This is a genomic window from Borrelia hermsii DAH (assembly GCF_023035675.1).
GTDB lineage: Bacteria > Spirochaetota > Spirochaetia > Borreliales > Borreliaceae > Borrelia > Borrelia hermsii.
The window spans coordinates 166,724-180,269 of record NZ_CP073136.1 but is presented as its reverse complement, the minus strand read 5'-3'; the positions used below and the strand labels follow the sequence as shown (position 1 = coordinate 180,269).

The 13,546-nt window shown below is 29.7% G+C and carries 13 protein-coding genes; 11 read left to right on the top strand and 2 right to left on the bottom strand.

Annotated features, from left to right (window positions below; genetic code table 11):
• The first annotated feature begins 1 nt into the window (after window position 1).
• From mnmG to bhDAH_RS00820, 9 genes are all read left to right on the top strand, one after another.
• On the top strand, window positions 2–1,864 hold the full coding sequence (gene mnmG / locus bhDAH_RS00860; protein ID WP_043924397.1) for a tRNA uridine-5-carboxymethylaminomethyl(34) synthesis enzyme MnmG: 1,863 nt from the start codon (window positions 2–4) through the stop codon (window positions 1,862–1,864).
• The gene (rsmG, locus tag bhDAH_RS00855) at window positions 1,861–2,484 is read left to right on the top strand and encodes a 16S rRNA (guanine(527)-N(7))-methyltransferase RsmG (protein WP_012421951.1); all 624 of its coding nucleotides are present in this window, start codon (window positions 1,861–1,863) and stop codon (window positions 2,482–2,484) included. The genes mnmG and rsmG overlap by 4 nt, the downstream gene beginning before the upstream one ends.
• A 69-nt stretch (window positions 2,485–2,553) precedes the next feature.
• A complete protein-coding gene (locus tag bhDAH_RS00850; protein ID WP_012421950.1) occupies window positions 2,554–3,546 on the top strand; it encodes an AAA family ATPase in 993 nt (330 codons plus the stop codon).
• 15 nt (window positions 3,547–3,561) lie between these two features.
• Complete coding sequence (locus bhDAH_RS00845; protein WP_012421949.1) at window positions 3,562–4,443, top strand: DUF58 domain-containing protein; 882 nt, start codon at window positions 3,562–3,564, stop codon at window positions 4,441–4,443.
• Window positions 4,440–5,342, top strand: coding sequence for a hypothetical protein (locus bhDAH_RS00840; RefSeq protein ID WP_012421948.1), 903 nt, complete (start codon window positions 4,440–4,442; stop codon window positions 5,340–5,342). Before bhDAH_RS00845 ends, bhDAH_RS00840 begins: the two co-directional genes overlap by 4 nt.
• The gene (locus bhDAH_RS00835) at window positions 5,326–6,327 is read left to right on the top strand and encodes a vWA domain-containing protein (protein WP_025406297.1); all 1,002 of its coding nucleotides are present in this window, start codon (window positions 5,326–5,328) and stop codon (window positions 6,325–6,327) included. Before bhDAH_RS00840 ends, bhDAH_RS00835 begins: the two co-directional genes overlap by 17 nt.
• On the top strand, window positions 6,324–7,313 hold the full coding sequence (locus bhDAH_RS00830) for a VWA domain-containing protein (RefSeq protein ID WP_012421946.1): 990 nt from the start codon (window positions 6,324–6,326) through the stop codon (window positions 7,311–7,313). The genes bhDAH_RS00835 and bhDAH_RS00830 overlap by 4 nt, the downstream gene beginning before the upstream one ends.
• Window positions 7,295–7,882: a tetratricopeptide repeat protein gene (locus bhDAH_RS00825; protein WP_012421945.1), complete on the top strand. Its 588-nt coding sequence runs from the start codon at window positions 7,295–7,297 to the stop codon at window positions 7,880–7,882. Before bhDAH_RS00830 ends, bhDAH_RS00825 begins: the two co-directional genes overlap by 19 nt.
• Window positions 7,831–9,876, top strand: a complete 2,046-nt coding sequence (locus tag bhDAH_RS00820) for an SH3 domain-containing protein (protein WP_012421944.1) — start codon at window positions 7,831–7,833, stop codon at window positions 9,874–9,876. Before bhDAH_RS00825 ends, bhDAH_RS00820 begins: the two co-directional genes overlap by 52 nt.
• A gap of 47 nt (window positions 9,877–9,923) precedes the next feature.
• Here the strand turns inward: bhDAH_RS00820 and infA are convergent, their stop codons facing one another.
• Window positions 9,924–10,145 (bottom strand): translation initiation factor IF-1, encoded by a 222-nt coding sequence (gene infA, locus bhDAH_RS00815; protein WP_012421943.1) that lies wholly within the window; start codon window positions 10,143–10,145, stop codon window positions 9,924–9,926.
• A gap of 166 nt (window positions 10,146–10,311) precedes the next feature.
• Between infA and bhDAH_RS00810 the strand changes: the two genes are divergently transcribed.
• On the top strand, window positions 10,312–10,695 hold the full coding sequence (locus tag bhDAH_RS00810) for a TraR/DksA family transcriptional regulator (RefSeq protein ID WP_012421942.1): 384 nt from the start codon (window positions 10,312–10,314) through the stop codon (window positions 10,693–10,695).
• 3 nt (window positions 10,696–10,698) lie between these two features.
• Here bhDAH_RS00810 and bhDAH_RS00805 read toward each other — a convergent pair whose 3' ends face one another.
• Window positions 10,699–11,856, bottom strand: coding sequence for an OmpA family protein (locus tag bhDAH_RS00805; protein WP_012421941.1), 1,158 nt, complete (start codon window positions 11,854–11,856; stop codon window positions 10,699–10,701).
• A 161-nt stretch (window positions 11,857–12,017) separates the two neighbouring features.
• Between bhDAH_RS00805 and malQ the strand changes: the two genes are divergently transcribed.
• Window positions 12,018–13,499: a 4-alpha-glucanotransferase gene (gene malQ / locus bhDAH_RS00800; protein ID WP_012421940.1), complete on the top strand. Its 1,482-nt coding sequence runs from the start codon at window positions 12,018–12,020 to the stop codon at window positions 13,497–13,499.
• Window positions 13,500–13,546: the final 47 nt, after the last annotated feature.

Genomic DNA, 13,546 nt, shown 5'->3' with positions numbered 1-13,546 from the left:
TATGGATTTTGATGCTATTGTGATTGGAGGAGGACATGCTGGTATTGAGGCTTCTCTAGCTCTTGCAAGATTAAATTTTAAGACGCTTTTGATTACTCAGAATTTAGATACAATTGGTAAACTTTCTTGTAATCCTGCTATTGGTGGACTTGCTAAGGGAAATATGGTGCGTGAAATTGATGCTCTTGGGGGAGAAATGGGATGCCTTATTGACTTTAGTATGATTCAATTTAGGATTTTAAATAAAAGCCGAGGACCTGCTGTTCAGGCACCGCGTGCGCAGGCTGATAAGTTAGTATATCAAGTTAAGGCAAAAGAAACATTGGAGAGACAGGATAATCTTGATCTTTTTCAAGATACCGTTAGTGACTTTTTGCTTAATTCTATGAGAAATAAAATCGAAGGTGTTATTACGGAGAGAGGTAATAAATTTACGTCTCGTGTTGTAGTTCTTACAACTGGAACTTTTCTTAGAGGTAAAATATTTATTGGTGAATATAGAGCTTGTATGGGGAGAATTTCTGAGCCTGCTGCTTGTGGTCTTGAAAAGATTTTGCTTGAGCTTGGATTTGATATGGGCAGACTTAAGACAGGTACTCCTGCGAGGGTTCACAGGAAGAGTATAAATTTTGCAAAAACAGAAATTCAATTTGGAGATTCTGATATTATTCCTTTTTCCTTTTCAAATACTAAGATAGATAAAGCCCAACTCTCTTGTTATATCACGTATACTAATAAAAAAACCCATGAGATAATTAGTGATAATATGCATCTCTCTCCGCTTTATTCTGGTGAAATTGTTGGAAATGGCCCAAGATATTGCCCTTCAATTGAAGATAAGATAGTGAAATTCAAAGATAAAGATAAACATCAAATATTTATTGAACCTGAAGGATTAAGTACTGAAGAGATGTATCTTAATGGGCTAAGTTCATCTTTACCTGAGGATATTCAAAAAAGATTGATCAATAGTATTGATGGACTTGAGAATGCAGTTATTACAAGACCTGGATATGCTGTTGAGTATGATTATATTAATCCTATTGAGTTATATGCAAGTCTTGAAACTAAAAGGATTAAGGGACTTTTTGTTGCAGGACAAACTAATGGATCATCAGGATATGAGGAAGCCGCAGCTCAAGGGATAATGGCTGGAATTAATGCAGCACTTAGGCTACAGGGGAAAGATCCAATGATACTTCCAAGAACTAGCTCTTATATTGGAGTTCTAATTGACGACCTTGTTACTAAGGGAACTAAGGAGCCTTATAGAATGTTTACCTCAAGGGCTGAACATAGGCTTAATTTGCGACACGATACTAGTGATAAGAGGTTGATTAGGTGGGGATATGAGGTTGGACTTGTTAGTGAGGAAAAATATTCTAGATATTTTTGCAAGGAGAAGCAAGTAGAAGAAATTAAGGAACTTTTACGGCAGAGGCGTCTTAAGGAAAAGGAAGCTAGCACTTTGCAGTTAAAGAAACATATAAATAAAGATTTTTATCATATTATAAAGGATCCGTATGTTAATTTAAGTGATCTTCTTAATATAGATCCTAAGTTGAATGCTTCAAAAGTGATTCTTGAACAGGTTGAGTTAGATATTAAGTATGAAGGTTATATTAATAGACAAAGAGATTTGATTAGGAAAATGAATAATCTTGAGCTTATTAAATTGCCCCTTGATTTCAATTATGAAATTGAAGGTTTATCTAGAGAGGCTAAGGAAAAATTTGCTAGAATTCAGCCAGCTAATCTTGCTCAGGCAAGTAGGATTTCTGGTGTTAGAAATACGGATATTCAAGTTTTACTTATACATTTTTCAAATCCTAAAAATAAGGTAGTGCTTGATTTGGCTTTATGATAAATTATTTTGAACTTTCTTTGAAAAATTTGGGAGTGTCCTTTACTTCAGAAAGTATTGATAAGTTAAAATTTTATATAAAGAGGGTTTTATTATTTGGTAGTAGGTTTAATTTGGTATCAAAGAATGATTTGCGCTTTGATGCAGTACTTTTACATGCTCTAGATTCTGTGGTTGGATTTCCTATTATTAAAGATAATAATCCACATCAAGTACTTGATGTGGGTAGTGGAGCAGGATTTCCAGGGATTATCTTGGCTATTTTTGATAATTCTAGGAAATATGTTCTTCTGGAACGTAGCAATAAAAAGGTTACTTTTTTAAGGATGATGAGTTTAGAACTTGGGTTAGATAATGTAAAGGTTTTAGAACGTGATGTTGCTGATGAGAAAGATAAATATGAATTTATTACAATCAGGGCTTTTAGGGATATAAGAGAATATGCAAGTATTTTGAGATTGATTTTAAAGAATGGGGGTTTGATTATGGCTTATAAGGGAAGATTTGATAAGATTAAGTTTGAAATTAGTCATATTGAAAGCTTGTTTAGCAAAATAGAAATAAAAGAATCAGCAATTAGTGACGCTAAAGAGAGGAATTTTCTTTTGCTTTATAAATAGTGATTTTATTTTTGCGTTTTATCTTTTATATTATATTTTTGATGAAAAATTTAGTACGATAGGAGTGGTATGAAAAGTAGTTTTCAAATAGATTCTGAAGTAGAGAATGCATTAAGTTTAATAAATAAGTTTAGAAGAGAAGTTGCAAGTAGGATTCTTGGTCAAAGAGAAATGATAGATGCTATTTTGATGGGAATTTTAACTGAAGGACATGTCTTGCTTGAAGGTGTACCAGGACTTGCCAAAACATTGACGATTCAAACAGTTTCAGATGTTCTTGATCTTGGATTTAAGAGAGTGCAATTTACCCCAGATCTTTTGCCTTCTGATCTTACGGGTAACATGGTATATAAGAGTACGACAGGAACTTTTAAGGTTAGGAAGGGGCCTGTATTTTCAAATATTATTTTAGCAGATGAAATTAATAGAGCGCCTGCAAAGGTTCAATCAGCACTTCTTGAGGCAATGAGTGAGCGTCAGGTAACTCTTGGTGATGAAACACATAAGCTGCCCGATCCATTCTTTGTTCTTGCAACACAAAATCCAATTGAACAAGAGGGAACTTATAATTTGCCAGAAGCTCAACTTGATAGGTTTTTGTTGAAAGTGAATGTGAAATATCCTTCTATTCAAGATGAAATTAAGCTTCTTAAAATATTTTCAGTTGATGGCGGGCTTGAGAATATTAAGGTTGCAAAGGTAATGAATGCTTATTCTTTAGCAGATCTCAAGCGTATAGTTGGTAAGGTTAAGGTAGATGATAAGATAATGCTTTATATTGTTACTTTAATAGCAGCTTCTCGTGAAAATGACAAAAAAACTTATCCATTTGCTAAATATATTGAATTTGGCGCATCTCCTAGGGCATCACTTAGTTTGCTTAAATGTGCTCGTGTTAATGCTCTTTATGAGGGACGGTTGTTTGTTCTTCCTGAAGATGTTAAGGCTGTGGCTTATAATGTGTTAAGGCATAGAATTACTCCATCTTATGAGGCAGAGGTTGAAGAGATGAATACCGATGATATTATTAAGATACTTCTCTCAGCTGTCGCACTTCCTTAAGGGTTTAAATTTAATATGCAATATAGTAATGAATCAAATGCTAGCACTAAAACTAAAATAAAAGCTTTAAAATTTTTCTCCAGAAAAATGCTCTTGGAGCTTAATTTTGGTGGATATCGTTCTATTTTTAAGGGGCTTGGCCTTGAATTTCATGAGTTTAGACCGTATGAGGAGACGGATGATGCTAGATTAATTGATTGGAACGTTAGCTCAAAGACGGATAGCATATTTTCAAAGGTTTTTAAGGAAGATAAGGGAATGAATCTTCATCTGCTCGTTGATAATTCTCTTTCAATGAGTCTGGGAAGCTTGGTTAATAAAAAAGAAATTCAGGATTTGTTAGTTTCTATTTTTGCTCATATGGCATTTTTTAATAATGATAAGATAGGTATAACTTTTTTTTCAAGTGAGACGGATAAGTTTATTTCATCTAGAAAGGGACATTCGCATTTAGGACGAATTTTAAATGAGACAATAAATAGGCAGCTTAAAAGGGGGAGTAATTTAACTTATGTGTTTAAAAATACAGCCGAATATTATAAGAAAAGATCTTTAATTATTATTATTTCGGATTTTAAGGCCAATGATTATTTTAAATCTTTAACCGTTCTTAGTAAACGTCATAATATTATTGCAATAAGACTTACAGATTTTTTTGATGAAAATCTTCCTCAATATGGAGTTTTAACCTATGAAGATATTGAAACTTGTGAGGATTTTTTGGCTTCAGGATTTAGTAAAACGATATTGAATAGTTATAAAAATTATTGGACACTAGATAAAATCAAATGGAGAAAAGAATGCATAAAGAGAGGTATTAATTTTATAGAAATTAGTACGAAAGATGATGTTTTTAGGAAATTAAAAGCTCTTTTAAAAAAGGAGAATAGTATTTGAAGAATACAATTGTCTTTGTTGCGCTTTTTTTGTCTTTTGATTTATTCTCTTATGAGATAAAAAATGAGATCTTTATTCCAACTCGTTATTACGTGGGAGATACTGTTGAGCTTAAATTTTTGTTAATTCTTGGTGAAGATGAAAAATTTGTTCCTGTCAAGTTTGAGGAAATTAAGAATGAGTTTGTTGAGGTTAATTCACTTCTCTACAGACCTGAGAGTGGGGAGATAATAATATATTTTGTTTCATTTTATGTTGGAAGCAATACTCTTCCACACATTTATGTTGGAGATATTATAAGTAATGATAAATCTTTTAAATTAATTCTTAATAACATAAGAATAAATACTAGCAAGTTAATTGCAGATGATGATTCTCTTAAGATTCAAGATATAGAGGGGGTGCTTTTTCTTCCAGGAACAAGTACGTATTTTGTTATTTTTATTTTAGCTCTTATATTAGTTCCTTATTTTTTTATTAAATTTTTAAGGCTTATAAAGCAATTATTAGTGTTTTTAATAATGAAGCATAATTTGAGAAAGCCTTATAGAATTTTTCAGAAACAATTGATTATTTTATCTAATTATATTAAGAGTGATGAAGAACAGGTTGTCTTTTATAATTTATTAAATTCGTCTTTAAGAGTTTATTTATCTAAAAAAACAGGTTTTGATTTTAATGCAATTACTACGACAGAAATTTCTGAAATTTTGCAAAATCTTAATGTTCCTTATGAAATTCGTTCAACTTTTGTTAATATGCTTAGACTCTCTGATTTTAGCAAGTTTAGTGGGATTAATTTATCAGGTGGAAATCTGTCGTTTGTTTTAGATGATTTAAGGGAAGCGGCTTTTAATTTTGAAGAATTTAATAGAGGTGATAATGTTAACATTCAATGAGCCTTTATATTTATTTTTACTTGTAATTCTTCCAGTAATAATTTATTTTAGCCATTTTTTTAAGCGTAGAGGAGGAAAAGTTAAATTTCCAATATCTGTTTATGGAAATTTTGGTTCTATAAAATTAAGGGATTATGGATTGAATTTGTTATATTTCCTAACTTACACTTTCTTTTATTTGGCGATAGTAGTTATGATCTTAACCTTAGCAGGCCCTTCTATTTCGAAGAAAAAAATGACTTATCTTAGTAATGGAGCTGATATTGTTATTGTGCTGGATATATCTCCCAGCATGGGCGCTATTGAATTTTCATCTAAAAATAGATTTGAATTTGCAAAAGAATTGATTAAATATTTTGCTTATCAAAGAGAAAATGACAATATTGGTTTAGTAGCTTTTGCAAAAGAGGCTTCCTTAATAGTTCCACTTACAATTGATAGAGATTTTTTTTCTAGGAAGTTAGATGATATTTATATTATGGATCTTGGAAATGGTTCTGCTTTGGGACTTGGGGTTTCCATTGCTCTCTCTCATTTAAAGCATTCTGAAGCACCTAAGAGATCAGTGATTGTTTTAACAGATGGTGTAGTGAATTCAGATGAAGTTTATAAGGATCAGGTAATAAATCTTGCTCAAGGATTAAATGTTAAAATTTATTCTATTGGAATTGGTAGCGGTGAAGAGCTTAGTGTTGGGTTTAAATTGAGATCTGGCAAGTTTTATCAAGGTACCTTAAGAGAGGTTTATGATCCTAGTATGCTTCTTGAGATTGCAAGTAAGACAGGAGGGCTTTTTTATTCTGTAAGTGATGATTTTTCATTTAAACTTGCAATCCAGGATTTTTCGAAAAAGGAAAATGTGGAGAGAAAGGTTAGAATTACGGTAGATAATGATGATGTTTATAATGAATTTCTATTGATAATATTTTGTTTATTAATTCTTTATTTTATTTTTTCTAAAGTCTTTTTAAAAGAGGTGTTATGAGCATAGGCAATTATTATGCTTTTTACTTGTTTATAATTTTATTTTTAGTTCTTTTTGTATATGTTTATAATTTTAGAAAATCACTTCCATTTTTTAAAACTTTAAGTCTTATGTATGTTAATAATGCTTATATTAAAAATTATTATATAAAGAAAATTCTTATGATTTTCTTTTTTATATTGAGTTTAGTTTCTTTAATTGTTTCTATCTTGGATATTTCTTGGGGGCAAAAAGCTACTGAGGATGAGAGAGCAAATCTAAGGATATCTTTTGTTTTTGATATTTCTCGTAGTATGTTAACCTTTGATGAGGGCAAATCGATTAACAGACTTGAGAGTGCTAAGAATTTTATTAGTTTGGTTTTAAATAATTTTGAGAATGCTGAGTGTTCGCTTACTATTTTTAAAGGTAAGTCTTTGTTAGTGTTGCCATTTTCTAAGGATAAAGCTAGCTTGCATAAGATATTAAATTATATTGAGCCTGGGTTAATAAGTTCTCCTGGCAGCTTTTTAGGTGAGGGAGTTTTTAGTGCCATACGGGGGATAAAAGATAATTCTTATTATAATTTTTTGATAATTTTGACAGATGGAGATGAATGGGGCGAGAATAATTATTATAGTTTTCCTAATTTAGTTGATGCATTTAATGTTACAAGCTTTGTAGTTGGGATTGGAAGTAATAAGCCATCTCCTTTGATTGATAATAATTTAAGCGTTAAAGATAAAGACGGCAATATAGTAAAATCCATGCTTAATGAGGATAATTTGTATCTTCTAACGTCTTCTCTTAAGGGTTCTTATTATAATTTATATTTGAAAGGAACTAATTATGTTATTAATGAGATAAGGAATGATATGATGAAAAAAAGTTCAAGTGATATCTTGCTTATTGGTATTCTAAGATATAAGATTTTCTTAGCCATTTCTTTTTTATTTATAGTATTGTATGTATTTGTTAAGGTTATCAAATGGGACGAAACTTTTTAATTTGTTTGTTAATGAGTTTGATGTTTACGTTTTTTTTATCTTGTTCTAATATTAGGGCTATGTCTCTTATGGCCATTGGCAATTATGAGTACATTAGAGGTGATTATCAGGGCGCGATTTCTACTTATTATAATCTTGTAGATGATAAGCATGGTGCTGCGTGGGGTTATTATAATCTTGGAATTGTGTATTATTCTTTAGGAGAGTATGAAAGTTCTCTTCGGATGTTTTCGTATGCAAAAAGAGATAATGATTTTTTTTTGAATTTTAATATAAACTATAATGAGGGAATAATATACTATAATCAAGGACTTTATCGGAAAGCAGAAATGGCATTTAAAGAAGCTTTAAGGATCAATCCTGCAAGTTATAATGCTAAATATAATCTTGAACTTGCAATAATTAAGAAAAGAACGATTCCAGATGATTTAAATAATTTAAGTGTTAATAGAAGTCAAAATTTTATTGAGAATAATGAAAATTTTTTAAGGTATATTGAAGGTCTTGAGAGGGTTTTATGGGTAACGAGCGTAGAAGAAAAAACTGTATCTTCACGAGAAGATTGGTAATATTTTTAGTTTTGTTTTTTATAAATTTTAAAATTTATTCTTTGTCTGGTACCGATTATTTGGTATCAACTAAGGTGCTTCAAGGTTCTAAGGTTGTTCACGTTATTAGATTAAATCTACCTCAAGATATTGATGAAGAGTCATTAAAGTTTAAAATAAGTAAAGATATAAATGAAAACACTGAGATTGCCTCAATATCTAAGGTGCCAGATGGAGATAATTTAGTTACAGAAATAAAGATTGAATATGATTTTGATAAACCGGGATTTGTTAAGATTCCTCCATTAAAAGTGACTTATCATGATGAAGTTTATTTAAGTTCAGAGTTTGAAGTGGTTATTTTAAGAAAAGATGAGTTTCAGTCCTTTGGTTTGCCAGTCAAATTATATTGGGATTTTGATAGAGAAGAAATTTATGAGTATCAGAGTGTTGGATTTGTTTTGCGTTCCAATTGGCTTGTGAATAACAGTTTGAAGTCTATTGCTAGTTCTTTTAGCGCTGTTAAAGATGCAATGATTGATAGGACCCCTATATTTGAAAATATTAAGTATAGGACTTTTAATAGTAAAGAGATCTTGGATGTACCTCTTTATAATTTTATTTTAACTCCTCTTAGAGGCTCAAAAGGAGTTGTTATTCCCAGTGTTTCTTTTAATATAGGTGAAAATATTGCCCGTATGAGTCCTGGTATTTCTTTGAAAGTTAAACCAATACCTGATGAGGTTAAGTCTTTAGCCGTTGGGACTTTTAAAATTGACTATGAATTTCCCAATTCAACTTTAATTAATCAAGATACTTTTACTATTTTAATAAAAATTACAGGACAAGGAAATCTGCCACATATCCGTTTCCCAGAAATTGAGACTTATAACTCTAAAGTTATTTATAATAAAAAAAATTATAATTTTGAACCTTCAAAATATGGGTATAAGGGTAGCATATCTAAGATATATACTCTTAAGCCAGATCATAAGGGTAGTTTATTCTTAAATATTGGTGATTTTACTTATTTAGATCCTGATGATGGAAAGGTTTATAAACTTGAGGGTAAACGACTTAAATATGAATATTCTGGAGAATTTAAAAAGAGTAATGATTCTCGTCAAGAGTTATTCTCAGATTTGAGTTTGCTTTCGTACCATGATATTTTAAAGTATAAGAATAAAACTTTTTTATTCTTTGTGCCTGCTTATTACTTAATTTTGATACCAGGAATTTTATTCTCTTTAGCTATTTTTATTAAATATAAAAAATTCTTTATTGCATCAGGTTGTGGGCTTGTTATTTTAATATTAACCCTTGCTGTTAGTCTTAATGCTATAAACGATGGTTCTTTGTCAGAGGACAATATAAATGATTTGATTGAGGATTATAAATCAAAAAATTATGATGATGCTCTTAATAAAGTTGATAATATTCTTAAAAAGAATCCAAGTTACTCAGGACTGTGGTTAAATAGAGCTCTTATTTTAAGTAAAATGGATAGATATTTTGATGCAATTTATTCGGCTTATAAATCGTTTTTTGCATCACCAAGTAATGATACCTTTTACAAGGTGATTGATTTTATTGAGACTAAGAATGGAATTAATGAGAATATTCGAAACAATAGTTTCACTTTGTCTAATATTTTCTTTATTATTAGTTTAATTTTAATAAATGTTTTAGTAGTGATTATTTCTTATAAATTTTATGCAAAAAACTTAAAGAAAATTATTTTATTCTTGCTTTTATCTGTAACGTGTTTTACATTGTTTCAAACATATTACTTTTATGTTGATCAGCAATCTGAAATTGGAATTATTAGAGGGGATCTAGTTTCTCTTTATAAAGTTCCTGATAATTTTTCAAGAAGCTGGCGATTTTTAAAAGGAAATATAAGTGTTTACGTACTTAATAGAAAAGATGACTTTGTTCTTATTCAAACAAATCATGGACTTCAGGGATGGGTTCATAAAAACTTTATTGTTTCTGTTAAAGATAATTTGATATAAGGCAGAGTTAATCTCTTAATTTATTTAAATTATCTTTATATAAGTATTTATTTCTCTCTATATACTATTCTTCCTTTTGTAAGATCATAAGGCGATAACTCAACTTTCACTTTATCTCCAGGAACTATTTTTATAAAATGTTTTCTCATTTTTCCAGATAGGTGTGCTAGAACTACATGCCCATTTTTAAGTTCTACCCTAAACATTGTGTTAGGAAGAGATTCTTTAACAATACCTTCAGTTTCAATGGCTTCTTCTTTAGTGTTCAAAATGCCTCCTTGTTAATTGTGTAACAGAATAAATTGTACACAATTAAGACCATCATTGCAATTATTTTTTGCCAAAAATTAATGTACTAGTTTACATTGCATGGGATTGTTTATATAATTACACGGAGTTTTTTAAAAATTGTAATTTATTATAGGAGGTAATATCATGCAGAAAAGTAATTTTGAGCATGAATTTATTGAAAAGATGCACAATTTTCTTTTAGAATCAAAAAAAGAAATTCTAAATTCTATAAGATCTGTTGAGGATAGTAAAAGAGAGATCATTAATAATGATATGCATCTAAAGGATATAATTGATATTGCATTTGACAATATGGATGGCAATAATCTTGAAGCTTTAAGTTCAGTCGAGAAAAAGAAGCTTCATTTAATAAATCAGGCACTTTATCGAATTTCCCAAAATACTTATGGTAATTGTTTGGCTTGTGATAAGAATATTGCAAGAGAGAGACTTGAAGCTATTCCTTATGCGTTTTTGTGTATAAGTTGTCAAACCAAAAAGGAAAAGAAGAGCAGACGATCAGTTTAATATTTAATTGTTTAGAATTGTAATTTCTACTCTTCGATTTTTTGATGCTAGAGGAGATGAGCTTGCATACTTAGGTTTTTTAGCACCCCATCCTTTAAAAAATATTTGGTTTTTGTTCTTTACTTTCATTTTTAATAAGTAGTTTCCAATTGAATGAGCTCTTTTTTCAGATAGTTCTTGCATTGCTTGTTCTGTTTCAAACTTTGCTGTATGTCCTTCTATTAGAATATTGTTATTTTTAAACTTTTCTAATAAATTGGCTATGTGTTTTAGCTTGCTATATTCTTTTTGAATGATTTGAAAAGAATCAGGGTAGAATTCAATATCTAAGCTTAATTTGATGCCATTTTCATTTTTCTCTATTTTAATAGAGTCTATTTGTTTTGTGCTAATATATTCTTTCACTTCATTCTCTATTGTGTTGTCATTTGGCAGCTCAATAGAGATTATTTTTCCAGATGAGTTTCCAATCATTTTGATATTATTGTTGCCGTTTTTCATTTGAAATACATATGTATCGTTATATTTATATGTGTTTCCTGATTTTGAATCAAAATAGATTATTTGATTGACCTTTTGAGAGAATAATATGTTTTTTACACTATATTTAGACTCATAATTTGAGTGAATTATGTCGTAATATTTATCGTCTATTTTTTCTTTGCCTTTATACACATAATTTACATCAAATTTTGTAACAAAATCTTTTATTTCTTTTGAAATCTCAGATGCTTGGATATATTCTTCGGCTGGATATGTCCAAGTTTCGTTTACTTTTATGGGTGTTTTTGGGAATCTTGGAATGCCTCTAACAGAAGGTCTTTTTTGATCATTATTAATCTTATATTCGCCTTGTTTATTTATACTGAAATTCCCTTCAAATTCTTCTTTAAGTAAGTAAACGTCGCTCTCATTATCTCTTTTTAACACTCTAAAGTAAGATTTAATATCTGCAAAGTCATATTTGACATCTTTTACTTCGCTTGAGACTTGGATATTAGTCTTGGTTTTTGAATTAAGTATTCCATTGAGATAGATTTCTTGATTATCTGTAGTTTCTATTCTGAATTTAGATCCTTTAGTGTATTTAAATTCTAATATTTCAGCTGAAAATGCTAGAGTGTTTGTTAAAAATAATAATATGACAGCTTTAACATTCATTTAACGAATTATATCATAATTGAGATAATATTTTTTATGAAATATTTCGTTAAATCTTTTTAATAATGCTTTGTGAGTTTTACATTTTAGTTATAATGATTGTATATGTATAGTTATTTTACGAAATTAATTAAATAGTCAATTGTTTTGAGGTATAAAAAATGAAAAGAAAAAGTGGAATTTTGCTAAATATTAGTTCCCTGCCATCTAAGTATGGTATTGGTGATTTAGGAAAGGGGGCATATAAATTTATAGATTTTCTTGTAGCTTCATCACAAAGTTATTGGCAAATATTGCCTTATTCACCTTCTAATTTTATAGAATTTCCTTATTCAAGTTATTCTGCATTTGCTGGTAATATCAATTATATTGATTTAAGTGCTATTGATAGGTTTATTGATGTAAGCTTAAGCACTCTTGAGTGCTTGGAAGATAGATCTATTGATTATGATAAGTTAAAAGCTAAGGAAGTTGTTTTAAGAAATGCTGCTTTGAATTTTTTGCATAGAGCAACAGTTGATGAGATGCATGCATTTGAGAAATTTAAAAAATCCGCTGCTTACTGGCTTTTAGATTTTGCAAGTTTTATTGCTTTTAAAGAGTATTACTCTAAGCTTCAATTTCCACAAACTTTTAATCTTTTATTTAGTAAAGAAATCTTAAAAAGAGATGCTAAGGCTTTAACTAAGCTTAGAGAAACTCTTGAGGTTGAGATAGAGATTCAACAAGTTTTACAATATTTCTTTTTTTCACAATTTAAAGCTTTAAAAAGATATGCTAATAGTGCTGGGATTAAAATAATAAGCGATATTCCCATTTTTGTGTCTTATGATTCTGCTGATGTTTGGGCACATCAAAAATATTTTAAGTTAAAGTTTGATGCAAGTAAAGATAAGGTAACGGGCGTACCTCCTGGTTGCTTGTCTAGGAAAGAATATCTTTGGGACAATGCAGCTTATAATTGGAAGGCTTTAAGAAAAGATGATTATGTATGGTGGGTTAATCGTATTGATTTTCTACGTAAATATGTAGATATTATTAGAATCGACTATTTTAGAGGATTTGTATCAACTTGGGAGGTTGCTGTAGAAGAATCTCCGGCATTGAGTGGACGATGGGTGAAATGTCCCGGGAAAGATTTTTTTAAACATGTTCTAAATGAGATTAATAATTTAGAAATTTGGGTCGAAGACCTTGTAAAAGATCGTGGAGATACATTTAGGTTAAGAGATTATTTTAGTTTTCCTGGAACTAGGGTAATGCAATTTGCATTTGATTTTGATTCTAATAATCTATATCTTCCCCATAATTATATAAGAAATTGTGTTGTCTATACAGGTAGTCATGAGAATAATACTATTCGTGAATTTGTTAGTTCTATTGATAATAAGCATAAAAAATATATTTTTGATTATTTCAATACTAGTGAGGATGCTGTTGTTTGGGATATGATAAGAGGTGCAATGGCTAGTGTTGCAAATAGTGTAATAATTCCAATGAAAGATTATCTTGATTTGATAGCTGATTTTAGGATGAATATGCCTGATACAATGCTTGACAATTTTAGGATACTGAGTAGTGATTTGAGTGTTGATTTAAGCAAAAAGATAAGTAACATTACAAAACTTTATGGAAGAACTTAATAGTAACTTCAATAATTTGTTAAAATAATATTTGGTTTTAATTTATT

What these genes read in the sequence shown, in the direction of transcription:
- bhDAH_RS00835 (WP_025406297.1), top strand. Translation starts at nt 5,326, where the DNA reads ATGTTAACATTCAATGAGCCTTTATATTTATTTTTACTTGTAATTCTT.
- bhDAH_RS00830 (WP_012421946.1), top strand. Translation starts at nt 6,324, where the DNA reads ATGAGCATAGGCAATTATTATGCTTTTTACTTGTTTATAATTTTATTT.
- rsmG (WP_012421951.1), top strand. Translation starts at nt 1,861, where the DNA reads ATGATAAATTATTTTGAACTTTCTTTGAAAAATTTGGGAGTGTCCTTT.
- malQ (WP_012421940.1), top strand. Translation starts at nt 12,018, where the DNA reads ATGAAAAGAAAAAGTGGAATTTTGCTAAATATTAGTTCCCTGCCATCT.
- bhDAH_RS00850 (WP_012421950.1), top strand. Translation starts at nt 2,554, where the DNA reads ATGAAAAGTAGTTTTCAAATAGATTCTGAAGTAGAGAATGCATTAAGT.
- mnmG (WP_043924397.1), top strand. Translation starts at nt 2, where the DNA reads ATGGATTTTGATGCTATTGTGATTGGAGGAGGACATGCTGGTATTGAG.
- bhDAH_RS00820 (WP_012421944.1), top strand. Translation starts at nt 7,831, where the DNA reads ATGGGTAACGAGCGTAGAAGAAAAAACTGTATCTTCACGAGAAGATTG.
- bhDAH_RS00810 (WP_012421942.1), top strand. Translation starts at nt 10,312, where the DNA reads ATGCAGAAAAGTAATTTTGAGCATGAATTTATTGAAAAGATGCACAAT.
- bhDAH_RS00805 (WP_012421941.1), bottom strand. Translation starts at nt 11,856, where the DNA reads ATGAATGTTAAAGCTGTCATATTATTATTTTTAACAAACACTCTAGCA.
- bhDAH_RS00845 (WP_012421949.1), top strand. Translation starts at nt 3,562, where the DNA reads ATGCAATATAGTAATGAATCAAATGCTAGCACTAAAACTAAAATAAAA.
- bhDAH_RS00825 (WP_012421945.1), top strand. Translation starts at nt 7,295, where the DNA reads ATGGGACGAAACTTTTTAATTTGTTTGTTAATGAGTTTGATGTTTACG.